We start from the raw sequence: 25,475 nt of genomic DNA, 5'->3' as shown, positions 1-25,475 counted from the left end.
GGCGGCCGGTCCATCGCGCATGGCTGGCCGTTGCGGTCGAGGAACCGTTCCGGCCTCGCAGCGTTTGTCGCGGAGCCTTTCCCGCGCTAGGCTCAGTCTCGGGGCTTCCCAACCACCAGTGGCTTGCCGATGAATCTGCTCGATCCGCAAGGGCCCGTGGCTGCGGCCAATAGAACTATTTTGGTCGATTCGGTCTTCATCATGCTCGTGATCGTGGTGCCGACCATTTTCGCGATTCTGGCTTTCGCGTTCTGGTTTCGCGCCTCGAATCCGAGGGCGCGCTACCAGCCGGAGTTCGTCTATTCCGGCCGCGTCGAGATGGTGGTGTGGTCTATTCCGGCGCTCACCGTGATCCTGCTCGGCGGCGTCGCCTGGATCGGCTCGCACCAGCTCGATCCCGCCGCGCCCGTTCCGGGCACCGGCAGCCCAGTGCGGATCCAGGCGGTCTCGCTCGACTGGAAATGGCTGTTCATCTACCCGGACCAGCGCATCGCCACCGTCAACACGCTGACGGTGCCGGCCGGCGCCGAGCTGAATTTCCAGCTGACGTCATCGAGCGTGATGAACACGTTCTTCATCCCGCAGCTCGGCAGCATGATCTACACCATGAACGGCATGGTGACGAAGCTGAACCTGCGCGCCGACAACGAAGGCAAGCTTCAGGGTCTGTCCGCGCATTTCTCCGGCGACGGTTTCCCGGACATGATGTTCGACGTCAACGTGATCTCGCCGCTCGCCTTCCCGGACTGGGTGGCGAACACGGCGAAGACGGACGCGGTGCTGAACGAGGACAGCTACAAGAAGCTGATGCAGCAGGGCATTGAGAAGGGCAGGCCGGTCTACCGCCTCGACGATCCGCGCCTGTTCGATTTGATCGCGACCCAGCACATTCCGCCGGGGCCCGGGCCGGCCCTCGCGTCCGAAGCAGGCCGGTCGCACAGTGGAGGCCATGATGCTCGGTAAGCTCGATTGGTCGGCCATCCCGCTCGACCAGCCGATTCCGCTCGTCGCCGGCGCGGTGGTGCTGGTCGCGATCCTCGGCGTGCTGGGCTGGGTCGTGGTGAAGGGACATCTGCCCTATCTCTGGCACGAATGGATCACCAGCGTCGATCACAAGCGCATCGGCGTCATGTACATCCTGCTCGCCTCGGTCATGCTGCTGCGCGGCGGCAGCGACGCCATCATGATGCGGATCCAGCAGGCTGTGGCGTATCAATCGCAGGGCTATCTGCCGCCGGAGCACTACAACCAGATATTCTCCGCGCACGGCACCATCATGATCTTCTTCGTGGCGATGCCGTTCGTGATCGGGCTGATGAACCTCATCGTACCGCTCCAGCTCGGCGTGCGCGACGTCGCCTTCCCGACGCTCAATTCGGTCGGCTTCTGGCTGACGGCGACGGGTGCGCTCTTGGTCAATATCTCGCTCGTGGTCGGCGAATTCGCGCGCACCGGCTGGCTCGCCTTTCCGCCGCTGTCGGAACTGTCCTATTCGCCCGGCGTCGGCGTCGACTATTACGCCTGGTCGCTGCAGATCTCCGGCGTCGGCACGCTGGTGGCCGGCATCAATCTCGTCACCACCGTGCTGAAGCTGCGCACCAAGGGCATGAACTACCTGCGCATGCCGATGTTCTGCTGGACCACGCTCGCCTCGAACCTCCTCATCGTCGCGGCGTTCCCGATCCTCACCGCGACGCTCGCGATGCTGCTGCTCGACCGCTATCTCGGCTTCCACTTCTTCACCAACGAGGCCGGCGGCAACGTCATGATGTTCATGAACCTGATCTGGGCCTGGGGCCATCCCGAGGTCTACATCCTGGTGCTGCCCGCCTTCGGCATCTTCTCCGAGGTGGTCTCGACCTTCTCCGGCAAGGCGCTATTCGGCTACCGCTCCATGGTGCTCGCGACCATGGCGATCTGTGTCGTCTCCTTCATGGTCTGGCTGCACCACTTCTTCACGATGGGCGCAGGTCCCAACGTCAATGCCATCTTCGGCATCGCCAGCATGATCATTGCGATACCGACCGGCGTGAAGATCTACAATTGGCTGTTCACGATGTATGGCGGCCGCATCCGTTTTGCGACACCAATGTTGTGGTCGGTCGGCTTCATGGTGACGTTTCTCATCGGCGGACTGACCGGCGTGCTGCTCGCGGTGCCGCCGGCCGACTTCATGCTCCACAACAGCATGTTCCTGGTGGCGCACTTCCACAACGTGATCATCGGCGGCGTGCTGTTCGGTGTTTTTGCCGGCTTCGAGTACTGGTTCCCGAAGGCGTTCGGGTTCCGTCTCGACGAACGCTGGGGCAAGGCCGCGTTCTGGTTCACCTTCATCGGTTTCTTCATAACCTTCATGCCGCTCTACATTGCCGGCATGCTCGGCATGACCCGGCGCATGCAGCACTACGACGTCGCGGCCTGGCGGCCCTGGATGATCGTTGCGGCGGTCGGCGTGGCGGTGCTGACGATCGGGGTGATCTGCCAGATCGTGCAGCTCGTCGTCAGCATCCGCAATCGCGAGGCGTTGCGCGACCGCACCGGCGATCCCTGGGACGGGCGCTCGCTGGAATGGGCAACCTCGTCGCCGCCGCCGGCGTTCAACTTCGCCTTCAATCCCGATGTGCGCGGCGAGGACGCCTATTGGGATATGAAGGCGCGCGCGAGGCAGCAATCGCTCGCGCATAAGACGCCGGATTATCAGGATATCGAGATGCCCCGGAATTCCCCGACCGGATTCGTCTGTGCCTTCTTCGCCACCATCATGGGATTCGCGCTGATCTGGCACATCTGGTGGATGGTGATCCTGGGCGGCTTGGGCGCTTGGGCGACCTTCGTCGTGTTCGCCTGGCGCGACCATGACGAATACGTCATCCCGGCCGAGGAGGTCGCCCGCATCGACCGCAGCAACATCGAGGAACGGCGCAACCTCGTCAGCATGGCGGGAGCAGTCTGATGGCGATGACCGCGACCGCAAGCCACGCGCACGCCGATCCCCATCATATCGGCCTCGTCATCGAGCATCCCGGCCCCGCGCCGAAGCGGATCGTGACCGCCTACGGCTTCTGGATCTTCCTGCTCTCCGACATCGTGATGTTCTCCTGCTTCTTCGCGGCCTATGCGGTGCTGTCAGGCCAGACCGCCGGCGGCCCCAAGGGCGCGGAGATCTTCGAGCAGAGGAACGTGGCGATCGAGACGGTCTGCCTGCTGTTGTCGAGCTTCACCTGCGGCATGGCCAGCATCGCCGCCGACGTGCGCAACCGGTTCTGGTTTTATCTTAGCATGACCGTGACCTGCGTGCTCGGGCTGATATTCCTCGTTCTCGAGTTTCGCGAATTTGCCGACCTCATCGCGCGCGGCTATGGCCCGTCACGCAGTGCGTTCCTGACCGCGTTCTTCTCGCTGGTCGGCTGCCATGGCCTTCACGTCTCCGCCGGCGTGCTGTGGCTTCTCACCATGATGGCCCAGGTGTTCGCCAAGGGCTTTCGCGCAGACATCTTGCGCCGGATGACGTGCTTTGCGCTGTTCTGGCACGCGCTCGACATCGTCTGGGTCGCAGTGTTCTCCGTCGTTTACCTGCTCGGGAGCGCGCCATGAGTGAGCAGACGCATGGGATGGTCAAACGCGACCTCGCGCCGGGCGAGGAAGAAGAGCATAGCGTCGGCGCAAGGATCCTCGGTTACGTCGTCGGGCTCGTGCTCGCGCTGCTGCTCACGGCGACGTCGTTCTTCATCGCCGGCACGGACCTGGTCTGGCAGCCCTCGATTCCCGTCGCGCTGATCGTGCTCGCGATCGCACAGATGGGCGTGCATCTGGTGTTCTTCCTGCACATCACCACCGGCCCCGATAACACCAACAACGTGCTGGCGCTCGCCTTCGGGCTGCTGGTGGTGTTCCTGGTGGTCGGCGGCACGGTCTGGATCATGGCGAATCTCAACGCCAACATGCCGCCGATGGACCAGATCATGATGCGACAGTAGCGCGCATCGCAGAGAGCAAGTCGTGAGCTTGATGCGTTGATCTCGCCGCATCGTCATGGCCGGGCTTGACCAGGCTTGACCCGGCCATCCACGCCTTGCTTCACGCACGAAGCACGTGAATGCCCGGGACAAGCCCGGGCATGACGGCCTCGGTTTGGAGCGACGCACAAAAAGAAAGAGCCGCTTGCTTGTGACAAGCGGCCCAAGTCTAGGGAGGAAACGCCCAAGCAAAGACAATCGGCCGGAGCCGGATTGCTGCCAAGGAAACGCTCGCGCAAGGGCGCTTGCGTTGGCATACAAATGCAGCAACCGCCGACGAAGTTCAATTCCGGATCAATACGGTCTCGGATTACCACTCAGGGGTGCGTGAGGGAGCTTGCTCACCTTGGCCGGCGGCAATTGTAGGCCTTGCGGAAGCCGGCCGCCTGGGCGTCGTCCTCCGAGCAGAACCAGCGATCCGGTGTCGTGGTCGCGGGATAGCTCGGACATCCGCGCAGATGGTAGATGCCGATATTGCCGGTGACGCGGGCGCGCACCGCGAGCTTGCCCTTGATGCTGCAGTTGGGGGGCATGGTCAGCTCCTCCGGAAACAGCACGGCGCGGATTTCCTTGTCGCGGTCCGGGCGGCAGGCGGTGCCCAGCAGCGCGCCGTCCTTCTTGCCGCTGCGGAAATCTTGCGGTGCAACAAAACAGCCCTTCCAGATCCCCGCCGCCGTCGTCTTGGCCTCGGTGGCTGCCGGCTTGACGTTGGCCTTCATCGGCTCGCGTGCGAGGGCAAAGCCGAGCTTGATCAGCTGCTCGTTCAGGCTGGCCTTGTCGCCTTCGGCCGTGCAGATGGCGCGGTGCCGCTTGCCAAAGCTCTTCTCGGGCCCGACATCGTCGCAGCGCACCGTTCGTTTGTTGATGAGCTTCGCGAGCTGGTCGCGGGCCTCGATGCCGCAGGTCCAGGCATCGGCTTTATTGTCGATGCAGACCTGGTCGAGCTCCGGCGCGTCGACGCCGTCGAGCCGGTAGGTGACGTCGCCGAGCTGGACCGAGTTGCCGTCACGGGCCGTCGCGGCGCCGGTCAGCGCGGAAACTGGTCCGGACGAGGCCAGAAATCCGGACCAGGCGAGAAACGAAACGAGCGCAAAAGCGCGGGTGGCGGCAACGAATTTCTGGAAGGACATACGGTCTCGCTTATCGATGGCTCGTGCGCCCCGTTCCTAGCATCCGGATCTGGCGAGACCAATGGTCTGCGCCTCGCGAAGTGCGACATTCCGGCCCCGCCGCTTTACTCCGCCGGCGCTCTGCCCGTATCGTTTCGCCGGCCTCGCTGACCGCGCAAGGCCGAATCGCCCGGTAAGCGGCGAGGGGGAGGACAAGGTTGCGATGAAAGACCCGGTGGATGTCCTGATCATCGGCGCCGGCGCTTCGGGCGCGGCGGTGGCGTGGTCGCTGGCCGAGACCAAGATGCACATCCTCTGCCTGGAGCAGGGCGGCTGGATGAACCCGGCGGAATATCCCAGCACGGGCCGCGACTGGGAGGCCAAGTTCTACGGCGAGTGGTCGTCGAGCCCCAATGTTCGCGGCCGTCCCGAGGACTACCCGATCAACGACGACAACTCTCCGATCAAGGTCGTGAACTACAACGCGGTCGGCGGCTCGACGGTGATGTACACCGCGCACTGGCCGCGGCTGCATCCCTCCGATTTCAAGGTGAAGACGCTCGACGGCGTCGCCGACGACTGGCCGATCGACTACGAGGCATTGACTCCGTTCTTCGAAGAGCACGACCGCATGATGGGCACGTCGGGGCTATCGGGCGATCCGCTGTCGCCGCTGACGCATCCGCCGATGCCGCAGCAGCCGATGGGCCTGTCCGGCGCCATCATCGCCAAGGCCATGAACAAGCTCGGCTGGCACTGGTGGCCGTCGGACACCACGGTCGCGACGATGGACTACGAGGGCCGGGCGCGCTGCATCAATCTCGGGCATTGCACGCCGGCCTGCGCGCAAGGCGCAAAATCCTCCACCGACATCACCTATTGGCCGCATGCGATCCGTGCCGGCGTCGAGCTGCGCACGCATTGCCGGGTGCGCGAGATCACCACCGACGAGAACGGCATGGCCTCGGGCGTGGTCTATTACGACAAGGACGGCGTCGAGCAGTTTCAGCCCGCGCATGTCGTCGTCATCGCCTGCAACGGCGTCGGCACGCCGCGGCTGCTGCTCAACTCGGCATCGGGCCGCTTCCCCAACGGGCTCGCCAATTCGTCGGGCCTCGTCGGCAAGAACCTGATGTTCCACCCCTATGCGCAGATCTACGGCTATGTGAAGGAGCCGACCGACTCTAACCGCGCGCCGCCGACCTGTCTGTGGAGCAAGCAATGGTACGACACCGACCTGTCGCGCGGCTTCGTGCGCGGCTATGGCGTGCAGTTCGTGCGCGGGGCCGGGCCGGTGTTCGAGGCCGTAGTCAGCGAGCAGAAGGGCATCTTGCCGTGGGGCGAGGATCACCACCGCGTGTTCCGCAAGCTGAACGGCCACCGGCTTGGTTTCTCCGCAATCTGCGAGGATTTGCCGGAGGAGCACAATCGTGTCACGCTCGATCCGGTGCTGAAGGACAGTCACGGCATTCCCGCGCCGAAGGTCGACTACACCATCAGCGAGAACAGCCGGAAGATGATGGAGCACGCGCTGGCGCGCGGCCGCGAGTTTCTCGAGACGGCCGGCGCGAGCGACATCTGCGTCAACTCGCCGATCCCCTGGGGCGGCTGGCACCTGCTCGGCACCGCGCGCATGGGCACCGACCCCGAGCGTTCCGTCGTCAACGAATGGGGCCGCGCGCACGACGTGAAGAACCTCTTCATCGTCGACGGCAGCATCTTCGTCACCTCGGGCGGCGTGAACCCGACCTCCACCATCCAGGCCCTCGCGCTCTACATCGCCGACCAGATGAAGCAGCGCCTCGCCAATCTGTTCGATTGAGGGTGTGATGTCCGCAGACAACCAACTGACACGCAGGCAGCGCGACGACCTCCGCGCTGTCGCCGCGATGATCATCCCGGCCAGTGACGAGTACAAGGTGCCGGGCGCCGATGATCCCGCGATCCAGGCCGACATGCTGGCAACGCTCGGTCGCGATACCAAATTGGTGGCGGCGGCGCTGGATCATTTGGCGCGGCTCGCCGGGGGCCCGCTCGCCGAGCTCGATGCCGCCAGACGCGACGCGGTGGTGCACGAGTTTCGGAAGAACGGCGGCGTTGCCGCCGCAACCCTCGTCCGTGTCGTGCTGCAATGCTATTACCGCGATGACCGCGTACTGAGCTCGCTGGGGCTCGAGCTGCGCGCGCCTTTCCCCAAGGGCCATGTGCTCCCAGAGGGGGACTGGTCACTGCTCGATCCGGTCAAGGCGAGAGGTGGCTCGCTGAGGCGCCCGCCCTAGCCATCTGGGCAGCCCGGCGCTGCGCTCCAGGCGGGCCCTTGCGGCGACGGGAACAGGCCACCATCTGTGTGAGCCTCAAGGACTCTTGCCATGTTGGACTTCACATCAGATATCGCCGATGACGCACCGTCACCGCGAACGACGGCGCCTGGCCCGGCCGATGACCGGGCGCTGCTGGACGCCTATTCCAATGCCGTGATCGACGTGACCGACCGGGTCGGGCCCGCGGTCGTGCGCGTCGAGACCGGCCCCAAGGTGTCGAACGGTCGCGAGCGCGGCGGGCTCGGCTCCGGCATCGTGATCTCGCCGGATGGGCTCGTGCTCACCAACAGTCATGTGGTCGGCACGTCGAAGGAGATCCGGCTGCGCGACGTCGAAGGCCATGTCGGCGACGCCCAGGTGCTCGGCGTTGATCCCGATACGGATCTGGCGCTGCTGCGTGCCAATGGCGTGCGGCACTTGCCCTATGCCGCGCTCGGCAATTCCAAGAGCCTGCGGCGCGGCCAGCTCGTGATCGCGATCGGCAATCCGCTCGGCTTCGAATCGACCGTGACGGCCGGCGTGGTCTCGGCGCTCGGCCGCTCGATCCGCTCGGTGAGCGGGCGCACCATCGAGGACGTGATCCAGACCGATGCCGCCCTCAATCCCGGCAATTCCGGCGGGCCGCTGGTGTCGTCGCATGCCGAGGTGATCGGCATCAACACCGCGATCATCAATGGCGCGCAAGGAATCTGTTTTGCGGTCGCCAGCAACACCGCGCAATTCGTGCTGTCGGAGATCATCCGCCACGGCTATGTCCGCCGCGCCTATATCGGTGTCGCCGGGCAGACCGCGCCGGTCCCGCGGCGGCACGCGGTGCTGGCCGGCGTCGAGAACAAGATGGGCGCGCTTCTGATGCAGATCGAGCCGGATGGACCAGCGGCGAAGGCAGGCCTGTTGCCCGGCGACGTCGTGATCAGGCTCGACGGCGTCGAGATCAACGGCGTCGACGATCTGATCCGCGTGCTCGACCGCGACCGGATCGGCCGCCGGCTACCCATGGACGTGCTGCGCCTCGGCCGCCTCCGGGCGATCGACATCGACCCGATCGAGCGCAGGCCGGCGCGCTGAACCGGGCGATGACAGCGAGTGTGTGGCTGACGCGGAGAGGGGCTGGCGCCTAGCCTCTACTCCGCCGCGGCGGCAAAGCGGCTGTTCTCCAGCTCCGCTTCCAGCCGCGCCGTCTCGGCCGCCGCCAGCCTGATGTTGGCTTCCTTGACGTGGCCGAAGCCGCGGATGGTCTCCGGCACGCGCGCAAGCCTTGCCAGCAGCGGGATTTGATCCGGCTTCAGCCCTGTGATCCGCTGGTCGATCATCGCCAGATAATCCGCGATCAATTTCCGCTCAGTCCGGCGCTCCCCGGTGCGGCCGAACGGATCGAACACGCTGCCGCGCAGGAACTTGAGCCTGGCGAGCACGCGGAAGGCGTGGATCATCCAGCTGCCGAACTCCTGCTTCTGCAGATGTCCGGTCGTCTTGTCGCGCTTGGCGAAGATCGGCGGTGCGAGGTGATACTTCAGCGTGAAGTCGCCGTCGAACTTCTCCGAGACTTTCTTGGCGAAGCTGCCGTCGGTGTAGAGCCGGGCGACTTCATATTCGTCCTTGTAGGACATCAGCTTGAACAGGTTCTTTGCGATCGCTTCGGTGAGCTCGGTTGACCCCGCCGAAGCCGTGCTCTCCGCCTTGCGCACCTTGGCGACGGCTGCGAGGTAGCGGTCGGCATAGGCCTTGTCCTGATAGAAGGTCAGGAATTCGGCGCGCGTCGCGATGATATCGTCGAGCGATTTCGCAGGCGCGGACGCTCTTGCCTTGAACTGGAGCACGCTGCGCACGCGCGACATGTCGTGGGCAGCGAGCCGGCCCCAGGTGAAGGCGAGCTTGTTCATCTCGATCGCAGCGCCGTTGATCTCGATGGCGCGGAGCAGGGCCTCCAGCGACAGCGGGATCGCGCCCTTCTGGAACGCAAAGCCGAGCATGAAGGGATTGGTGGCGATGGAATCGCCCATCAGTGCCGCGGCAATGCCTGTTGCGTCGATGATGTCGAGGTTGTTGTCGCCGATCGCGTCGCGGAGCACGGTCTGCATCGCGCCCATCTCGAAATCGAGATCGGGGTTTTGCACGAAGCTCGCGGTCGGCTGCAGATCAGCGTTGATGTAGGCCTTGGTCACGCCGCGCTCGGCGCGGCTCAGCGCCGTCGGGCCCGCGGAGACGATCATGTCGCAGCCGAGGATGACATCGGCGCCGCCGGTGGTGATGCGGACGGCGGAGATGTCCTCCGGCTTTGGGGCGATGCGGACATGGCTCATCACCGCGCCGTTCTTCTGCGACAGGCCGGTGAAGTCGAGCGCCGAGCAGCCGCGGCCGTCGACATGGGCAGCCATGCCGAGCAGGGCACCGATGGTGATGACGCCGGTGCCGCCGATGCCGGTGACGAGGATGTTGTAGGGCCCGTCCAGCTCACGCGCCGGCGGCAGCGGCAGATCCGCGAACAGCTGGCCGGAATCCACAGCCGAGGTCTTCATCCGCTTCAGCGAGCCGCCATGGACGGTGACGAAGCTCGGGCAAAAGCCCTCGACGCAGGAAAAGTCCTTGTTGCAGTTCGACTGGTCGATCTGGCGCTTGCGGCCGAATTCGGTCTCCAGCGGCTGCACCGAGACGCAGTTCGAGGCCTGCGAGCAATCGCCGCAACCTTCGCAAACGAGCTCGTTGATGAAGGCGCGCTTGGCGGGATCGGGATAGAGCCCGCGCTTACGGCGGCGGCGCTTCTCGGCGGCGCAGGTCTGGTCGTAGATGATGACCGTTAGGCCCTTGATATCGCGCAGCTCGCGCTGCACGGCATCGAGCTCGCGGCGGTGGTGGATGGTCGCGCCTTGCGGGAAGTATCCGCCTTGCGGATACTTTGTGGGATCGTCGGAGACGATCGCAAGCCGCTTGACGCCTTCGGCCCAGACTTGATGGGCGATCTGCGCGACGTTGAAGGCGCCTTCGGCGGGCTGGCCGCCGGTCATCGCCACGGCGTCGTTGTAGAGGATCTTGTAGGTGATGTTGATGCCGGCGGCCGAAGCCGCACGAAGGGCGAGCAGGCCGGAATGCGTGTAGGTGCCGTCGCCGAGATTCTGGAAGATGTGATTCTCGTTCGTGAAGGGCGACTGGCCGATCCAGTTCACGCCCTCGGCGCCCATATGCGAGATCAGATCCGTGCGGCGGGTCGGCATGCTCAGCGCCATGCCGTGGCAGCCGATGCCGGCCATGGCGCGGCTGCCCTCGGGCACCCGCGTCGAGGTGTTGTGCGGGCAGCCCGAGCAGAAGAACGGCGTGCGCGCGAGCTTGATCGGCGTGCTGGTCGTCACCGGGTTGTCGAAGGCCTCGAGCCTGGCGAGGCGCTGCTCCAGCACGGGACTGTGATGGCCGAGCTTGCGCAAGCGCGCCACCAGCGCGCCAGCGACGATGGTCGGCGTCAGCTCGCCCTCGCTCGGCAACAGCGGTGCGCCGCGCTCATCGCGCTTGCCGGTGACGGTCGGGCGCTTTGAGGCATCGACGTTGTAGAGGATCCGCATCAGCTGGTCTTCGATGAAGCCGCGCTTCTCCTCGACCACCAGCACGTCCTGAAGACCTTCAGCGAAACGTTTCGCGCCGCTTTCCTCCAGCGGCCAGGTCAAGGCGACCTTGTATATGCGAAGGCCCAGGTCCTGCGCGTCCTTGTCGGTGATACCGAGATCAACGAGCGCCTGGCGCAGGTCGAGATAGGCTTTTCCAGTCGCGACGATGCCGAGCCGCGCAGGCTTGGAATCTAGCACCATGCGGTCGAGCTGGTTGGCGCGGGCGAAGGCCTGCACCGCGGCCATCTTGGGGCCGAACAGGCGCTTCTCAGCCTCGAGCGGCGGATCGGGCCAGCGGATGTTGAGGCCGCCGGGCGGCATCTCGAAATCGTCGGGCACCACGATCTGGATGCGTTCAGGGTCGCTATAGATCGACGCGGAGCTCTCCACGGTCTCGCTGATCGCCTTGAAGCCGACCCAGCAGCCCGAGAAGCGCGACAGTGCAAAACCGTAGAGGCCGAGGTCGAGATAGTCCTGGAGCGTGGCAGGATTGATCACGGGAATCAGCGCCGCCGCGAACACCTGCTCGCTCTGATGCGCCAGCGTCGAGGACTGGCAGCCGTGGTCGTCGCCAGCGAGCGCCAGCACGCCGCCGTTGCGCGAGGTGCCGGCGGCATTGGCGTGCTTGAGCGCATCGACCGAGCGGTCGACGCCCGGGCCCTTGCCGTACCAGATTCCGAACACGCCATCGACCTTGGCTCCGGGAAACAGGCCGACCTGTTGGCTGCCCCAGACCGCAGTTGCGGCGAGGTCCTCGTTCAAACCAGGGACGAAAGCGATGTCGTGCTGCTGAAGGTGCGACTTCGCCCGCCACAACGCGTGGTCGTACATGCCGAGCGGGGAACCGCGATAGCCCGAGATGAAGCCGCCGGTGTTGAGGCCCTGAAGCCGGTCGCGTTCGCGCTGCAACATGGGCAGGCGGACCAGGGCCTGTGTGCCGGACAGGAAGATCCGCTTCGATTCGAGCCGGTATTTGTCGTCCAGCTCGACCTGCAACAGCGTCATTCGGAAGTCCTCGTCTTTCGTTCGGCGGGAGGTTTGCGCTGCGGGAGGAATCGCGGCTGCGCGATGCGAATTGTGACAGTCAAAAGGATGGGCCAGCGAAGTCAATATCGCTGGCCGCATCCGTGGCGCTCCTGCTAGTCATGGCTTGCACGCGGAGAGCGCCATGACTGCAAACGCATTCGACACCGAGATCACGGAGACGGCCGAGGCCCTGATCGGGCCGTGGCGTCAGCCACGCCAGATGCTGCAGGCGCAGACCTATGACGCGCACGCCTCGATCCATGACGACGCCACCGCGCAGAAGCTCGGCTTCAAGGGCGGCACGATCGAGGGCCCGACGCATTTCAGCCAGTTCGCTCCGCTCGGCGAGCGGCTGTGGGGGCAGGCTTGGTTCGAGATAGGCTGCCTTTCAGCACATTACCGCAGCGTCTGCTACGAGGGCGAAGAGGTGCAGGCGATCCTGGCGAAGCCATTGCCCGGCACCCGCCAGTGCCAGATCCAGATGGTCAAGCGCGACGGCACTGAGGTGCTGCGCGGCACGGCATCAGTCGGCGATTTGCCGGTTGCAACGGCGCTCGAGGCGCGCCTTGGCGAGCTCAAGCCGCTCACTGATCCCGTGATCTTGCGCGATGTGAAGGTGGCGCAGACCAGCAAGCGGCAGTCGGTGCGCATGGCGTTCGACCAGAACATGGGCGACCTCTATCCGTTCTCGCTGAGGCAGAAGCTCGCCGTCATCACCGAAAGCTCGCCGTACTATTCGGGCGCGGATAATCCGTGGGGCAAGCCCATCATCCCGATGGAGATGCTGAGCGTGCTGTTCCAGTACCGCTCCAAGGACGATCCGCTGCCGGCCAAGGGCCCGGCCGTCGGCCTGTTCGCCGACCAGGAGATCCGCCTGCTGAAGGGTCCACTTTTCGAGGGCGAGGAATACGAGGTCGAGCGCGAAGTGGTCGCGCTGTCCGGCAGCCGCCGCACCGAAAGCGCCTGGGTCAAGACGCGCGTGTTCGACAAGGCGGGCACGATGGTGGCGGCCATGCTGCTGAACATGGCGACGCTGAAGGAGTCTTACGCCCCGTATGAGGAAGAGCATCGGCAGTTGTATGGGGCGGGGCGGTAGTCCCACTCCCGTCATTCCGGGGCGCGCGCAGCGCGAGCTATGATGCGCAATTGCGCATCAGAGAATCCATCTCACCTCGCGCACTGCCGCCCGATGGATTCCGGGCTCGACGCTTCGCGTCGCCCCGGAATGACGAGCGGAGGCCGCTCATCCTTTAAGCAGATGCACGGCGCGAAGCCGTCGCACAGGGAATAAGCAGACGCCGATCGCCGGCGTAACCTTCTGACCAGACGACAAATTCCCTCGCTACCCGCGCTCAACCGCAATTGTACACAATGGCACGGCGCTTGCAGAACTCCCGCTCAGGAGAGTTCTCGCGGGGCCGTCATGTTGAACTCAGCCAAGCCGACAAGGGGCGTCGTCAGCGCCGAGCCTGAGCCGATAACGCTCGACTGGCCCGCCACCGCGCTCCTCATCATCGACATGCAGCGCGACTTCATGGAGCCCGGCGGTTTCGGCGAGACGCTGGGCAACGACGTCAGCCAGCTCGCGCGCGCGGTGAAGCCGATCGGCGCGGTGCTGACGGCCGCGCGCGACACCGGCATGCTGGTCATTCACACGCGCGAGGGGCATCTGCCCGATCTCTCCGACGCGCCGCCGGCCAAGGTCGAGCGCGGCGCGCCGAGCCTTCGCATCGGCGATCCCGGTCCGATGGGCCGCATCCTCATTCGCGGCGAGGCCGGCCACGACATCATTCCCGAGCTCTATCCGCTCGACAGCGAAATCGTGATCGACAAGCCCGGCAAGGGGGCGTTCTACGCGACCGAGCTCGGCGAGGTCCTGGAAAAATACGGCATCGAGAATTTGCTGGTGTGCGGCGTCACCACCGAAGTGTGCGTCAACACCACGGTGCGCGAGGCCAACGACCGCGGCTATCGCTGCGTCGTCATCGCCGACGGCTGCGCGTCCTACTTCCCCGAGTTTCACGAGATGGGCCTGAAGATGATCAAGGCCCAGGGCGGCATCTTCGGTTGGGTCGCGGATTCAGCCGCAGTTCTGGAGGCAATGAAGGTTTCGACCACATAGGGGTACTATCATGAGCACATTGACGGGGGCGGCCGGCAGTTCTGATCTGAACAAGTCCGACTTCAAGCCGGCGCTATGGACGTCGGGCGACTGGAACGCGTTGTTCGGCTTCGGCACCAACATCCTCGTCAACATGTTGGTGCTCACGGGCCTGTTGCGCTTCGTGCTGAAGATGCCCGACAGCCTCGTGTTCGGCCGCATCCTGCCCGCGCTCGGGCTGATGATGTGTCTCTCCACCTTCTATTACGCCTATCTCGCCTATCGCCTGGCCCAGAAGACCGGCCGCAACGACGTCTGCGCGCTGCCGTCGGGCGTCAGCGTGCCGCACATGTTCATCGTGACCTTCGTGATCATGCTGCCGATCACGCTCAAGACCGGCGATCCGCTCAAGGGGTGGTCGGCGGGCCTCGTCTGGGTATTCTTCCAGAGCTTCATCCTGATGATCGGCGGCTTCATCGCGCCGTTCATCCGCAAGATCACGCCGCGCGCGGCGCTGCTCGGCACGCTCGCAGGGGTCTCCGTCACCTTCATCTCGATGCGGCCAGCGTTAGAGATGTACATGACGCCGCAGATCGGTCTCGTCTGCTTCGCCATCATCCTGGTGAGCTGGTTCGGCGGCGTGAAGTATTGGCGCGGCATTCCCGCGGGCCTCGTCGCAATCGCGGCCGGCATGATCATCGCCTGGGGCTCGAACCTGTTCGGGCTCGGCCTCGGCGGCCTGAGCATCGCGGGCGTCGGTGCGGCCTTTGCGAACTTCGGCTTCTCGGTGCCGATCCCGGCGCTTGGCTACGTCTTCTCCGGCTTTGAATTCCTCGGCATCATCCTGGTCACCGCCATTCCGTTCGGCATCTACGACCTCGTCGAGGCCATGGACAATGTCGAGAGCGCGGAAGCGGCCGGCGACGACTATCCGACCACGCGCGTGCTCACCGCCGACGGCGTCGTCAGCCTGATCGGCTGCCTGATGGGCAATCCTTTCATCAACGCGGTCTATATCGGCCATCCCGGCTGGAAGGCGATGGGCGGCCGAATCGGCTATTCGGCTGCGACCGGCATCATGGTGGTGGTGCTGTCCTGGTTCGGCATCATCTCGGTGCTGCTGGCGCTGGTGCCCGTGGTCGCGATCTCTCCGATCCTGCTCTACATCGGCATGCTGATCGGCGCGCAGGCGTTCCAGACCACGCCGGTCAAGCACGCGCCTGCGATCGTGCTGGCACTGACCCCGCACCTTGCCGCCTGGGCCAAGCTCCAGATCGATACGATGCTGGCCTCGACCATGACTGCGGCAGCAACCGTCGGCGGGATGGCGGCCGACAAGGCCGACGCGGTCAAGACCGCAGCGGTGGCGGCGCTGCCGCAGCAGGGCGTGTTCTATCACGGCCTCGAAGTCATGGGCGGCGGCTCCATCCTCGGCGGCCTCATCCTCGGCGCTATCGGTGTCTTCATCATCGAGCGCGATTTCGAGAAGGCCTCCGCCTTTGCGCTGGTCGGGGCGATCCTGACCTATTTCGGCTTCATGCATGGCGAGGCCGTCGGCATCGGCCGCGGCTTTGGCGTGACCCCCACGGTCGCGCTGGCCTACGCCGTGATGGCCGCCGGCCTGTTCGCGGCCAGCAAGCTCGGCGCCAGCGAACACTATGCCGCGCATCCGGAGATGTCGGCCGCACCGGCGGAGTAGGCCCGGCTTCATTGTTGCGGAACGGCCGGGCGGATGGTCCGGCCGTTGCTGTTTCAGGGCCGCACCGCCGGCGTTTCCATCGGCAGGCCGCGCGCGCGCGACATCAGATAGAGCTCGAGCGCGACCAGCTCGGGCGAGCCGTAATCATAGGCCTGGGCGCGGACACCGCTCATGCAGCTGCGCAGCCGTCGCTCCAGCGAGCCCAGCGTCTGCCATTCCAGTCGATACAGCGGATAGCCGGTCGGCTGTCCTTGCGTGATCGGAGCGCCCGCGAGGCGCTTGTCGAAATTGTCGTCATGGCAGTTGGTGCAGGCAAGGTTGAGCTGGCCTTCGCGCTGCATGAAGAGGTCGCGGCCCTGGTCGACAAACGGCTTGAGCTGCGGATCGTCGCCGGCCGTGATCGGATTGCCACGCGACTGGTGGGCGACGAAGGCGGACAATGCGAGCAGGTCGCGGGTCTCGTAAGGTAGCGGCGTCGCCTGCTGATGATTGGCCCGGCAGAGATTGATGCGCTGGTCGAGCGTGACGGGACGGCCGAGGGCCTTGTCGAAGGCAGGATAACGCGCCGCGACGCCCTTCATGCTGGTGCGCGCATCGCCATGACAATCGGCGCATGCCCTGTCGGCGCTGCCGGTCTTCTTCTTCCACAGCTGCTCGCCGTCGAGCACGAACAGCATGCCGGGATTGGCGGTGTCGTCGTCCTGCATCGCCCGGGTGTCCGGGCCCATGAAGGCATAGCCGGAGCGGCGCGCATCGGGCGGGATCTCTGCGGCGAGCAGGGCTGGGCCTGTGACGAGGAATATCGCCGCCGCTATCGCGCGCCAAACAATCATTCGACCCTGATCGATGCCGATGCGGTGGACGAATAGCCGTTGTCGCCGATCCACTCGAACTCGAACTTGCCGCTCTCCTTGGCCACCGTGAAGAACGACAAATATGGGTTCGCCGCGATCGCCGGAAACAGGTCGGCACGAAAGATTTCGGCGCCGTTGTAGCGGCAGATGAAGCTCGTGATGATGTCGCGCGGCACGAGCTTGCCGTCCGCGGTATGGCGGAATCCTGTTTCCATGATGTGCGAGGTCAGCGTGCGGATCTCGATGATCTCGCCGCGTTTGGCTTTCGAGGGAACGTTGATGAGGGCGGCCATCAGTTCATCTCCTCGGTGCAGGCCGCCAGCGTCACGACGACATCGGCGGCAACCTGCCAGAACGTGTCGTCGGACAGGCGCGCGATCGCGACCACCTTCTGGGTGTCGGCGAGCCGGATCCGGGTCGAGACCTGGGCTCGGCCGGAGGAGGGACCAAGATAGAAATTGCCGATGTTCGGCTGCGGGTTCTTCTCGTTGAAGACGTGGATGCTCTTGACGTGGTCGTCCGCCGTCATCGGGCTTGCAACGCTGACAGTTATCGGCACCGTATTGCCGTTCTCGACCAGCGGCGGAATGTCGAGCCTGATCCTGCCGCTGCGAAGCTGGGCTTCGCCGACGAGGTTACGGATCGCAGCGTTGAGCATCGCCGGCGTCGCTTGAAGCGGCCGCAGCGTCACGATCGGGACCGTGCCGGCGACTGTCACGCCTCCGGCGAGGTTCAAGAATTGTCGTCGCGTGGTTGGCATGAAACCTAGTCCCGAAGCGTTGCAAGAAAAGCCACGATGTCCTCGATCTCCGCAGCCGACAGGATCGGCTTGCCGGCGAAGTTGCGTCCGACGCGGACGAGGCCGTCGTTGCGATAATAGGACGGCATGATGGTGTCCGGATTGAAGCGCGAGGCATCGACCAGTCGAAGCCGCAACTGGCTCGCGGACCACCGGTTCCCGGCACCGGCAAGATCAGGCGCGAGGTCGCCCTGGAACCGCGTTTCCGGAAATGGGCCGGAATGGCAGAGGATGCAGGTCGTCGTGCGTGCGAGCACCAGCGCGCGCCCACGCGTGGCATCGCTGGGCGAGCCGGTGAGCGAGGCGGGAATGCCGTCGCCGACGATTGTGTAGGGCACGAGCTCGTCCGCGCTCGCGCTGCAGGCGAGGCTGGCAGAAATCAGCGCTGCGATATGGATCGGTGCTCTAGCCAAAGGTGTCCGCCGTGATGGTTTCAAACCAGCGCTCGGCCTCGTCCGCCTCGCGGGCGCGCAATTCGCGCGGCGCGTCGACCGGGCTGGTGGCGCCGCCCTCGACCTCGGCGAAGATGTCGCCCCTGGGCTCGTAATTGCCGGCCAGCGAAAAGCCGTAACCGGGCGCGACGACGTTGTAGCAGACGCCTGTCAGGCGTGGCGCCTCCGGTGCGCGGCCTGCAAGGAGATTCATGATCGCTCCAGCACAGGCCTTGCCTTGCGCGCTCGCAGCGGATGCTGATTTGGGAATGCCGCCGCCGAGGCAGGCATCGCCGATGACGTGGACGTTCGAAACGAGTTTCGACTCGAACGTGACGGGATCGATCGGGCACCAGCCCGTCGCGTCCGCAGCGCCCGCGATGGCGGCGATGCGCCCCGCGCGCTGCGGCGGGATGACGTTGGCGACGTCAGGGGTGTAGTTGCCGAACTCCGTGACGATGGTTCGCATCGTCGGATCGACCGAGGTGACGCGGCCGCCTTGCGACAGTGCGACGCGCTCGATCATGTCGCCATAGAGCTCCTTCCACGCTTTCTCGAACAGCCGCTGCTGAGAGAACGCGTCCTTGGCATCGAGGATCAGAACTTTCGACCGCGGCTTTCTCGACTTCAGGTAATGCGCGATCAGGCTCGCGCGCTCGTAGGGCGCTGGCGGGCACCGGGAAGGATTGGCCGGGATTGCAATGGCGATCGTGCCGCCGTCCGCCATCGCTTCCAATTGCCGGCGCAGCAAAAGCGTTTGCGCGCCGGCCTTCCAGCCGTGCGGCATCGTCTCCGGCGCGGCACCGTCGTAGCCGGGCAGGGCTTCGAGATGGAAGTCGATGCCGGGCGAGAGCACGAGGCGGTCATAGCCGAACGTGGTGCCATCCCCCGTCGTCACACGACGCGTTTGCGTGTCGATGCCCGTCGCAGCCTGGATGACGATGCTGATGCCCCCGGCGGCAAGCTTGTCATAGCCGAACTGCTGCGCCTCGATCTCGCGCAGGCCCGCGATCACCTCGTTGCTGAATGGACAGGAGATGTAGGTCTGGTTCGGCTCGATCAGGGTGACCTGCAATTTAGCATCGGCGCGCGCGAGCGCGCGGGCGCAAGCCGCGCCGCCGAAGCCGCCGCCGACCACGACGACGCGGCCCGCCGATTGCGCGCGCAGGATCGAAGGGGCGGCGAGCGATGTAGCCGCGACGGCGATGCCGAGGACGGCATTCCGCCGCGTCACCGGCGCATTCATGAGACCTGTCCGGAAAATGCTGCGGCGGCCGATACGGCCGCCGCGATTTGTCCTTTGAGCATGATCTTTTCGGACAACCGCTCCACGCTTCTCCGGATCATGCTTTACGCGAAGGTGATGTTCTGGTCGCGCAGCGGCACATGGCGGATGCGCTTGCCGGTCGCGGCGAAATACGCGTTCAGCACCGCCGGCGCCGCGATGCCGATGGTCGGCTCGCCGACGCCACCCCAGAACCCGCCGCTCGGCACCATCACCGCCTCCACCTTCGGCATCTCGTTGATGCGCATCGAGTTGTAGGTGTCGAAGTTGGTCTGCTCGATCTTGCCGTCCTTCACCGTGCAGCCGCCGTAGAACAGCGCGGAGAGGCCATAGACGAAGGAGCCGGCGACCTGCCGTTCCACTTGCGCCGGATTGACGACGTAGCCCGGATCGGTGGAGGCGACGATGCGATGCACCTTTATCTTGCTGCCCTCTGTCACCGAGATCTCGGCGGCGCCGGCGACATAGCTGCCATAGCCCATCACCTGCGCGATGCCGCGATAGACGCCTTGCGGCGCCGGCGTGGTCCAACCGATCTTCTCGGCAACCGCATTGAGCACCGCGAGGTGCTTGGGGTGGTTGCCCATCAGCTTACGACGGAATTCGAGGGGGTCCTGGCCTGCGGCATGGGCGAGCTCGTCCATGAAGCATTCCATGTAGATCGCGTTGTGGTTGACGTTGACGCCGCGCCAGAAGCCGGGCGGGACGTGCGGGTTGCGCATCGCATGCTCGACCAGAAGGTTCGGCACCGAATAGCCGAATGCGGCTTCGCCGGATTGGGCGACGCCCTGGAATGCCGCGGGATCCATGCCGTTCTGCAACGCTTCGGGGCGGAGCGAGAACAGGATCGATTGCCCGGACAGGCGGTAGTGCAGCGCGATCAGGTTGTTGTTGGCATCGAACGCGCCGGTCATCTTGCACTGGGTGATCGGGTGATACCTGCCGTGCGCCATGTCCTCTTCGCGCGACCACAGCAGCTTGATCGGCGTGCCCGGCATCTGCTTGGCGATCATGACCGCCTGGCGGACATAGTCGGTCTGGCCGCGCCGGCCGAAGCCGCCGCCTGGCATCACCTTGTGCACGTCGCACTTCTCGGCCGGCAGGCCGGACGCTTCCAGCACCGCTGCAAACGCCGCCTCGCCGTTCTGCGTCCCGCACCAGACCTCGCATTTGTCGGCCGTGTAGAGCGCGGTGGCGTTCATCGGCTCCATCGTGGCGTGGTTCTGGTAGGGATAGGAGTAGACGGCTTCGACCTTCTTGGCCGCACTGGCAATCGCGGCCTTCGCGTCGCCGTTCTTGTTGCCGACATAGGCCGGCTGCGCATTGTCGAGGCCCTCGGCCAGCCACTTCGCAATCGACTCGCTGGAGACCTTGGCGTTGTCGCCTTCGTCCCAGACGATCGGCAGCGCCTCCAGCGCGGTCTTGGCGTGCCACCAGGTGTCGGCAACGACCGCGACCGCGGTATCGCCCACCTTGACCACCTTCTTGACGCCTTTCATGTTGGCGATCTTGGCTTCGTCAAAGCTCTTCAGCTTGCCGCCGAACACCGGGCAGTCCTTGATCGCAGCGTTCAGCATGCCCGGCAGCTTGACGTCGACGCCGTAGATCATCGCGCCGGTGGTCTTGTCGGCGGTGTCGAGCCGATTGACGCCCTTGCCGATCAGCTTCCAGTCCTTCGGATCTTTCAGCTTGACGTCCGCCGGCGGCGTCAGCTTCGCCGCAGCTTCGGCGACCTTGCCATAGGTCGTGGTCCGGCCCGAGGGCGTATGGGTGATGATGCTGTTCGCGGCCCTGCATTCGGACGCCGGCACTTTCCATGCGTCGGCTGCGGCCTGGATCAACATCACGCGCGCGGTGGCGCCGCCCTTGCGGACATAGTCCTGCGAGGAGCGGATGCCGCGGCTGCCGCCGGTCGAGAAATCGCCCCAGACGCGCTTGCGCGCGACGCTCTGGCCGGGCGTCGGATATTCGGTCGTGACCTTGGTCCAGTCGCATTCGAGCTCCTCGGCAACGAGCTGGGCGAGGCCGGTCAGCGAGCCCTGACCCATCTCCGAGCGGGCGATGCGGATCACCACGGTGTCGTCGGGCCTGACCACGACCCAGGCGCCGATCTCCGGCGAGCCGTCGGCGGCGCGGACCACGGCGGGGCCGCCGAAGGGCAGGTCGAGGCCGATGGCAAGGCCGGCACCGACCGCAGCGGTGCCGATGACGAAGGCGCGGCGGTTGAGCCGCGGCGATATATGCTTGTTCATGTGGGGATTTCCTTACGCGCTCGCGATCGTGTGGATCGCCTCGCGCACCTGCTGGAAGGTGCCGCAGCGGCAGATATTCGTGATGGCCTCGTCGATGTCGGCGTCGGTCGGCTTCGGCTTCTCGTTCAAGAGCGCGGCCACCGCCATGATCATGCCGCTCTGGCAATAGCCGCATTGCGGCACGTCCTGGGCGATCCAGGCCTCCTGCACCTTGTGCAGCGTATTGCCCGAGGCGAGCCCCTCGATGGTGGTGATCTGCTTGCCCTCGGCCTCGCTGACCGAGATGCCGCAGGAGCGCATCGCAACGCCGTCGAGGTGAACCGTGCAGGCACCGCATTGTGCAATGCCGCAACCGTATTTGGTGCCGGTCAGGCCGGCATTCTCGCGGATCGCCCAAAGCAGCGGCGTATCCGGCTCGACGTCGAGCGTGAAGGGTTTTCCGTTGATTGTTAGGTTTGCCATCGCAAGTCCCCTGATTGGCCCAATCCACCGATTGAACTCAGGGGCGCAATGTGTGCGGCAAACTGGAACGGTTCAAATCAACAGTCCGAGGTTCAAATCAACAAACCGAGCGCGACCAGGGCGCATGGCCCCCGCTCTGGGTATGGACCGGGACGCCGTTTTGGCTCATCCCTTCGCAATCGATTCGGGTTGAGGCCTTGTTCCGAGGGCGCCAATCCGCGGCTTGAGGCGACGTCCGGCTGTGAATGCCGGTTCCAGGGCCCCGCGCGGCTTGCGCTGCGGCGACAGTTTGTCCCTATTGCCGGGGTGCAAGTCGCGGGCGCTTTGGTACACTGCGCCGACGCAAAAGGAGTTCCATGAACGTGCCGAGTCCCTGCAACGTACTGATGCTCTACCCGCTGTTCTCGGCAGAGTCCTTCTGGACCTTCGGCGAATCCTGCAAAGTGCTGGGCGTCAAGCGCCCGGCCGCCCCCCTGGGCCTGATCACCGTCGCCGCGATGCTGCCCGAGAGCTGGACCGTCCGGCTGGTCGATTGCAACACCGCGCCGTTCGGGGAGGAGGATCTCGCCTGGGCCGACGTCGTCTTCACCGGCGGAATGTTGCCCCAGCAGGCCGACACGTTGCGTCTGATCGAGCTCTGCCGCGCTGCCGGCAAGCCGGTCGTGGTCGGCGGACCCGACCCCACCTCGAGCCCCCATATCTATGAACGGGCCGATTTCCGGGTGCTCGGCGAGGCCGAGAGCGTCATGAACGAATTCATCGCGGCCTGGGAGAGCGGCGCGCGATCCGGCCTCTTCACCGCACCGAAGTTCCAGGCTGACGTCACCAAGACGCCGGTGCCGCGTTTCGACCTGCTCAAGTTCGAGGACTATCTCTATCTCGGTGTGCAATATTCGCGCGGCTGTCCGTTCACCTGCGAATTCTGCGACATCATCGAGCTCTACGGGCGCGTGCCGCGGACCAAGACGATCGAGCAGATGTTCGTCGAACTCGAGACGCTCTACAAGATGGGCTATCGCGGTCATCTCGACTTCGTCGACGACAATTTCATCGGCAACAAGAAGTCGCTGCGGCAGTTCCTGCCGAAGCTCGCCGAATGGCAGCGCACGCACGGCTATCCGTTCGAATTCTCCACGGAAGCCTCGGTCAATCTCGCCGACGACCCGGAGCTGTTGGAGCTGATGGGTGCGGCCAATTTCTTCGGCATCTTCGTCGGCATCGAAAGTCCGGACCCGGCGACGCTGGTCGCGATGCGCAAGAAGCAGAACACGCGGCGCAACATCGCCGAGAGCATCCACAAGATCTACGCCGCCGGCATGCTCGTCACCGCGGGCTTCATCGTTGGCTTCGACAACGAGAAGGTCTCGATGGCGGAGGCGATGATCGACTTCATCGAGGAGGCGGCAATCCCCGTCGCCATGGTCGGCCTGCTCTATGCCTTGCCCAACACGCAGCTCACGCGCCGGCTGGAGCGCGAAGGCCGGCTGCATTCCGGGCACGACGTGGCGCCGACGATTGGCGCCGATCAGTGCACGGCGGGCATCAATTTCGATCCGGTCCGCCCGTTGCGCGACATCCTGACGGACTACAAGCGGGTGCTGGAACACATCTACAGCCCGGCGGCCTATGCAGCACGTGTCGACCGCCTGATGACGCTGCTCGACCGGTCGAGGCAGCGTTCCGAGCTTGCCGAAGGCGATATCCGCTCCAAGCTCGGAGCCATGGAGACCGTGCACAAGGTGGTGTCCGCGCTTCCTGAGGCGCGGGGGCCGCTCTGGCAGACCTTCATGAACTGCGCCAAGCGCGACACGTCGTCCGCACGCATCGCCGTGCAGATGATCGCGGCCTATGCGCATCTCGGACCGTACTCGCGCAAGGTCATCGCGGCGATCGACCAGCGCCTGGCCGCGCTGGACAACGAGGCCGTCTCTCCTGTGGCTGTCGGCGTGACGGCGGCCTGAGGCCTTACTTCACCGCGAGCCGCAGGAAGCTCATCACGCTGCCGAGCGCGGCAAAGCCCGCGCCGAGCGCCAGCGCCAGCGTCGCGCCCTCGTGGCCAGCGAGTGCGAAGCAGGCGGCGGCGAGCGCCGCGCCAGTGGTCTGCCCAGTTAGGCGCGCGGTCGCGACGATGCCGGAGGCGCTGCCGCTGCGGTGCGGCGGCGCGCTTGCCATCACCGCCTTCATGTTCGGCGCCTGGAAGAAGCCGAAGCCCATGCCGCAGATCACCATCCGCCAGATGATGTCGGCAATGGCGGGATTGGGCGGCAGTGTCGCGAGCAGCGCCATGCCGAGACCCAGCAGGACGAGGCCGATGCCGCCGAGCAGCCCGACGGCATGGCGGTCGGAGAGGCGGCCTGCGATCGGCGCCATGATGCCGACCACCAGCGGCCAGGGCGTCATGAAGAAGCCGGTCTCGACCTGCGAGCGGCCGAGCACATCCTCGAAATAGAACGGCAGCGAGACGAAGGCGAGGCCTTGGACGGCGAAGGAGCACACCGCCGTTGCCGCCGACAGCGCGAACATCGGCCTGGCGAACAGGTCGATCGGCAGCATCGGCGCGGGATGATCGGCGTGGCGGCGGGTCAGGATCACGCCGAGCACGAGGGCTGTGACCAGCTCGATGCCGACCACGAATGGCGACAGATTGTGCGCGGCGCTGCCGATGCCGGTGATGAACAGGCCGAGGCAGGCGGTGGCCAGGATCGCGCCGAGCAAGTCGAAGCCGTGATCGGCGCGCGGGGTCTTCGGCAGCATGGCAAAGCCGATGCCGATGGCGATGAGGCCGAACGGGATGTTGACGGCGAACAGCCACGGCCAGGGTCCGAAGGCGAGGATGGCGGAGGCGATCGAGGGTCCGAAGGTGAAGGCGGTCGCGACCACGAGCGCGTTGTGACCGAAGCCGCGGCCGAGCATGCGGCCGGGATAGACGAAGCGCACCAGCGCCGTGTTGACGCTCATGATGCCGCTCGCGCCCAGCCCTTGCAGCGTGCGCGCCAGCAACAGGCTGTCGAGCGACCATGCCACCGCGCAAAACAGCGAGGCAATGGTGAACAGGATCAGGCCGCCGAGATAGATGCGCTGGTGCCCGACGATCTCGCCGAGCGCCCCGAGCGGCAAGAGCGTCGCCACCAGCGCGATCTGGTAGACGTTGACGACCCAGACCGACTGCTCCGGCGTGACGTGCAGGTCGGCGGCGATGGCCGGCAGGGCGATGTTGGCAATGGCAGTGTCGAGCGAGGCCATCGCGAGCGCAGTGAAGATTGCGGCAACCGCCCAGCGCCGCTGCGTCGACGGAAGACCGTCGGCGGTGGGATTGTCGGGCTCGCGCGCGGCGGCAGGTAACGTGATCGTCATTTTTGTTGGCGCGCTGCTCCGGCGGCGTAGCCATGGGGGACGTTCGGCATGTACTACGGAGGCGCCGGCTTCCACAGGCGCAAGCTTGCATGCTGTGTATGCGCGAAGGTCAGGCGATGCGGCTGCGCTGCGAGCGCAGGGCGAGGCCAAATGAAGAAAGTCGAAAAACA

At 65.3% G+C, this 25,475-nt stretch carries 21 protein-coding genes; 11 read left to right on the top strand and 10 right to left on the bottom strand.

Annotated features, from left to right (window positions below; all coding sequences use genetic code 11):
• Positions 1 to 129: 129 nt before the first annotated feature.
• From I6F21_RS07825 to cyoD, 4 genes are read left to right on the top strand one after another with little or no spacing between them, the layout of a single operon-like run.
• A complete protein-coding gene (locus tag I6F21_RS07825) occupies positions 130 to 963 on the top strand; it encodes a ubiquinol oxidase subunit II (RefSeq protein WP_036026020.1) in 834 nt (277 codons plus the stop codon).
• Positions 953 to 2,953: a cytochrome o ubiquinol oxidase subunit I gene (gene cyoB / locus I6F21_RS07820; RefSeq protein ID WP_225139723.1), complete on the top strand. Its 2,001-nt coding sequence runs from the start codon at positions 953 to 955 to the stop codon at positions 2,951 to 2,953. Before I6F21_RS07825 ends, cyoB begins: the two co-directional genes overlap by 11 nt.
• Complete coding sequence (locus I6F21_RS07815; protein WP_036037890.1) at positions 2,953 to 3,594, top strand: cytochrome (ubi)quinol oxidase subunit III; 642 nt, start codon at positions 2,953 to 2,955, stop codon at positions 3,592 to 3,594. The genes cyoB and I6F21_RS07815 overlap by 1 nt, the downstream gene beginning before the upstream one ends.
• Positions 3,591 to 3,977, top strand: a complete 387-nt coding sequence (gene cyoD, locus I6F21_RS07810; RefSeq protein ID WP_225139656.1) for a cytochrome o ubiquinol oxidase subunit IV — start codon at positions 3,591 to 3,593, stop codon at positions 3,975 to 3,977. Before I6F21_RS07815 ends, cyoD begins: the two co-directional genes overlap by 4 nt.
• A gap of 380 nt (positions 3,978 to 4,357) precedes the next feature.
• Here cyoD and I6F21_RS07805 read toward each other — a convergent pair whose 3' ends face one another.
• Positions 4,358 to 5,146: a thermonuclease family protein gene (locus tag I6F21_RS07805; RefSeq protein WP_036004291.1), complete on the bottom strand. Its 789-nt coding sequence runs from the start codon at positions 5,144 to 5,146 to the stop codon at positions 4,358 to 4,360.
• 202 nt (positions 5,147 to 5,348) lie between these two features.
• Here I6F21_RS07805 and I6F21_RS07800 point away from each other — a divergent pair, with 202 nt between their 5' ends.
• From I6F21_RS07800 to I6F21_RS07790, 3 genes are all read left to right on the top strand, one after another.
• Positions 5,349 to 6,947, top strand: coding sequence for a GMC family oxidoreductase (locus I6F21_RS07800; RefSeq protein ID WP_225183004.1), 1,599 nt, complete (start codon positions 5,349 to 5,351; stop codon positions 6,945 to 6,947).
• A 7-nt stretch (positions 6,948 to 6,954) separates the two neighbouring features.
• Positions 6,955 to 7,404 (top strand): gluconate 2-dehydrogenase subunit 3 family protein, encoded by a 450-nt coding sequence (locus tag I6F21_RS07795; RefSeq protein ID WP_225139654.1) that lies wholly within the window; start codon positions 6,955 to 6,957, stop codon positions 7,402 to 7,404.
• A gap of 90 nt (positions 7,405 to 7,494) precedes the next feature.
• Positions 7,495 to 8,514 (top strand): trypsin-like peptidase domain-containing protein, encoded by a 1,020-nt coding sequence (locus I6F21_RS07790; RefSeq protein WP_225139653.1) that lies wholly within the window; start codon positions 7,495 to 7,497, stop codon positions 8,512 to 8,514.
• Positions 8,515 to 8,570: 56 nt separating this feature from the next.
• Here the strand turns inward: I6F21_RS07790 and I6F21_RS07785 are convergent, their stop codons facing one another.
• Positions 8,571 to 12,047, bottom strand: a complete 3,477-nt coding sequence (locus I6F21_RS07785) for an indolepyruvate ferredoxin oxidoreductase family protein (RefSeq protein ID WP_225139652.1) — start codon at positions 12,045 to 12,047, stop codon at positions 8,571 to 8,573.
• A 163-nt stretch (positions 12,048 to 12,210) separates the two neighbouring features.
• Here I6F21_RS07785 and I6F21_RS07780 point away from each other — a divergent pair, with 163 nt between their 5' ends.
• The 3 genes from I6F21_RS07780 to I6F21_RS07770 all read left to right on the top strand — a co-directional run bounded on the left by I6F21_RS07780 (position 12,211) and on the right by I6F21_RS07770 (position 15,868).
• Positions 12,211 to 13,164, top strand: coding sequence for a hypothetical protein (locus tag I6F21_RS07780; protein WP_057026814.1), 954 nt, complete (start codon positions 12,211 to 12,213; stop codon positions 13,162 to 13,164).
• 327 nt (positions 13,165 to 13,491) lie between these two features.
• The gene (locus tag I6F21_RS07775; RefSeq protein ID WP_225139651.1) at positions 13,492 to 14,190 is read left to right on the top strand and encodes an isochorismatase family cysteine hydrolase; all 699 of its coding nucleotides are present in this window, start codon (positions 13,492 to 13,494) and stop codon (positions 14,188 to 14,190) included.
• 10 nt (positions 14,191 to 14,200) lie between these two features.
• Entirely contained in the window at positions 14,201 to 15,868 is a 1,668-nt protein-coding gene (locus I6F21_RS07770; protein ID WP_225183003.1) for a regulator, read from the top strand.
• Positions 15,869 to 15,921: 53 nt separating this feature from the next.
• On the opposite strand, the gene soxA is transcribed toward I6F21_RS07770, so the two are convergent.
• The 7 genes from soxA to I6F21_RS07735 form a co-directional block, all read right to left on the bottom strand.
• Positions 15,922 to 16,701 (bottom strand): sulfur oxidation c-type cytochrome SoxA, encoded by a 780-nt coding sequence (gene soxA, locus I6F21_RS07765; protein ID WP_225139649.1) that lies wholly within the window; start codon positions 16,699 to 16,701, stop codon positions 15,922 to 15,924.
• Entirely contained in the window at positions 16,698 to 17,015 is a 318-nt protein-coding gene (soxZ, locus tag I6F21_RS07760) for a thiosulfate oxidation carrier complex protein SoxZ (RefSeq protein ID WP_036004317.1), read from the bottom strand. Before soxZ ends, soxA begins: the two co-directional genes overlap by 4 nt.
• Positions 17,015 to 17,482: a SoxY-related AACIE arm protein gene (locus I6F21_RS07755; RefSeq protein WP_036004321.1), complete on the bottom strand. Its 468-nt coding sequence runs from the start codon at positions 17,480 to 17,482 to the stop codon at positions 17,015 to 17,017. The genes soxZ and I6F21_RS07755 overlap by 1 nt, the downstream gene beginning before the upstream one ends.
• A 5-nt stretch (positions 17,483 to 17,487) precedes the next feature.
• Positions 17,488 to 17,934 carry a sulfur oxidation c-type cytochrome SoxX gene (gene soxX, locus I6F21_RS07750; protein ID WP_036004323.1) on the bottom strand — a complete coding sequence of 149 codons (447 nt, stop codon included), beginning with the start codon at positions 17,932 to 17,934 and terminating at the stop codon, positions 17,488 to 17,490.
• A complete protein-coding gene (locus tag I6F21_RS07745; protein ID WP_225139648.1) occupies positions 17,927 to 19,198 on the bottom strand; it encodes an NAD(P)/FAD-dependent oxidoreductase in 1,272 nt (423 codons plus the stop codon). The genes soxX and I6F21_RS07745 overlap by 8 nt, the downstream gene beginning before the upstream one ends.
• Positions 19,199 to 19,302: 104 nt before the next feature.
• Positions 19,303 to 21,489, bottom strand: a complete 2,187-nt coding sequence (locus tag I6F21_RS07740; RefSeq protein ID WP_225139647.1) for a molybdopterin cofactor-binding domain-containing protein — start codon at positions 21,487 to 21,489, stop codon at positions 19,303 to 19,305.
• A 12-nt stretch (positions 21,490 to 21,501) separates the two neighbouring features.
• Positions 21,502 to 21,951 (bottom strand): (2Fe-2S)-binding protein, encoded by a 450-nt coding sequence (locus I6F21_RS07735; protein ID WP_036004329.1) that lies wholly within the window; start codon positions 21,949 to 21,951, stop codon positions 21,502 to 21,504.
• 356 nt (positions 21,952 to 22,307) lie between these two features.
• Here I6F21_RS07735 and I6F21_RS07730 point away from each other — a divergent pair, with 356 nt between their 5' ends.
• The gene (locus I6F21_RS07730) at positions 22,308 to 23,912 is read left to right on the top strand and encodes a B12-binding domain-containing radical SAM protein (RefSeq protein WP_225139646.1); all 1,605 of its coding nucleotides are present in this window, start codon (positions 22,308 to 22,310) and stop codon (positions 23,910 to 23,912) included.
• 4 nt (positions 23,913 to 23,916) lie between these two features.
• Here the strand turns inward: I6F21_RS07730 and I6F21_RS07725 are convergent, their stop codons facing one another.
• A complete protein-coding gene (locus I6F21_RS07725) occupies positions 23,917 to 25,305 on the bottom strand; it encodes an MFS transporter (RefSeq protein WP_036004335.1) in 1,389 nt (462 codons plus the stop codon).
• Between the last annotated feature and the right edge of the window lie 170 nt (positions 25,306 to 25,475).

It is taken from the genome of Bradyrhizobium sp. NBAIM03 (assembly GCF_020194055.1).
Taxonomy (GTDB): Bacteria; Pseudomonadota; Alphaproteobacteria; order Rhizobiales; family Xanthobacteraceae; genus Bradyrhizobium; species Bradyrhizobium yuanmingense.
This window is presented reverse-complemented; position numbering and strand designations above follow the sequence as displayed.

Bases quoted from the DNA above. Each gene is read 5' to 3' on its own strand.
- I6F21_RS07755 (WP_036004321.1), bottom strand. From the start codon at position 17,482: ATGCCAACCACGCGACGACAATTCTTGAACCTCGCCGGAGGCGTGACA.
- cyoB (WP_225139723.1), top strand. From the start codon at position 953: ATGCTCGGTAAGCTCGATTGGTCGGCCATCCCGCTCGACCAGCCGATT.
- I6F21_RS07745 (WP_225139648.1), bottom strand. From the start codon at position 19,198: ATGAATGCGCCGGTGACGCGGCGGAATGCCGTCCTCGGCATCGCCGTC.
- I6F21_RS07790 (WP_225139653.1), top strand. From the start codon at position 7,495: ATGTTGGACTTCACATCAGATATCGCCGATGACGCACCGTCACCGCGA.
- I6F21_RS07730 (WP_225139646.1), top strand. From the start codon at position 22,308: ATGAACGTGCCGAGTCCCTGCAACGTACTGATGCTCTACCCGCTGTTC.
- I6F21_RS07725 (WP_036004335.1), bottom strand. From the start codon at position 25,305: ATGACGATCACGTTACCTGCCGCCGCGCGCGAGCCCGACAATCCCACC.
- cyoD (WP_225139656.1), top strand. From the start codon at position 3,591: ATGAGTGAGCAGACGCATGGGATGGTCAAACGCGACCTCGCGCCGGGC.
- I6F21_RS07825 (WP_036026020.1), top strand. From the start codon at position 130: ATGAATCTGCTCGATCCGCAAGGGCCCGTGGCTGCGGCCAATAGAACT.
- I6F21_RS07780 (WP_057026814.1), top strand. From the start codon at position 12,211: ATGACTGCAAACGCATTCGACACCGAGATCACGGAGACGGCCGAGGCC.
- I6F21_RS07800 (WP_225183004.1), top strand. From the start codon at position 5,349: ATGAAAGACCCGGTGGATGTCCTGATCATCGGCGCCGGCGCTTCGGGC.
- I6F21_RS07735 (WP_036004329.1), bottom strand. From the start codon at position 21,951: ATGGCAAACCTAACAATCAACGGAAAACCCTTCACGCTCGACGTCGAG.
- I6F21_RS07775 (WP_225139651.1), top strand. From the start codon at position 13,492: ATGTTGAACTCAGCCAAGCCGACAAGGGGCGTCGTCAGCGCCGAGCCT.
- soxZ (WP_036004317.1), bottom strand. From the start codon at position 17,015: ATGGCCGCCCTCATCAACGTTCCCTCGAAAGCCAAACGCGGCGAGATC.
- I6F21_RS07815 (WP_036037890.1), top strand. From the start codon at position 2,953: ATGGCGATGACCGCGACCGCAAGCCACGCGCACGCCGATCCCCATCAT.
- I6F21_RS07795 (WP_225139654.1), top strand. From the start codon at position 6,955: ATGTCCGCAGACAACCAACTGACACGCAGGCAGCGCGACGACCTCCGC.
- I6F21_RS07770 (WP_225183003.1), top strand. From the start codon at position 14,201: ATGAGCACATTGACGGGGGCGGCCGGCAGTTCTGATCTGAACAAGTCC.
- I6F21_RS07740 (WP_225139647.1), bottom strand. From the start codon at position 21,489: ATGAACAAGCATATATCGCCGCGGCTCAACCGCCGCGCCTTCGTCATC.
- soxA (WP_225139649.1), bottom strand. From the start codon at position 16,701: ATGATTGTTTGGCGCGCGATAGCGGCGGCGATATTCCTCGTCACAGGC.
- I6F21_RS07805 (WP_036004291.1), bottom strand. From the start codon at position 5,146: ATGTCCTTCCAGAAATTCGTTGCCGCCACCCGCGCTTTTGCGCTCGTT.
- I6F21_RS07785 (WP_225139652.1), bottom strand. From the start codon at position 12,047: ATGACGCTGTTGCAGGTCGAGCTGGACGACAAATACCGGCTCGAATCG.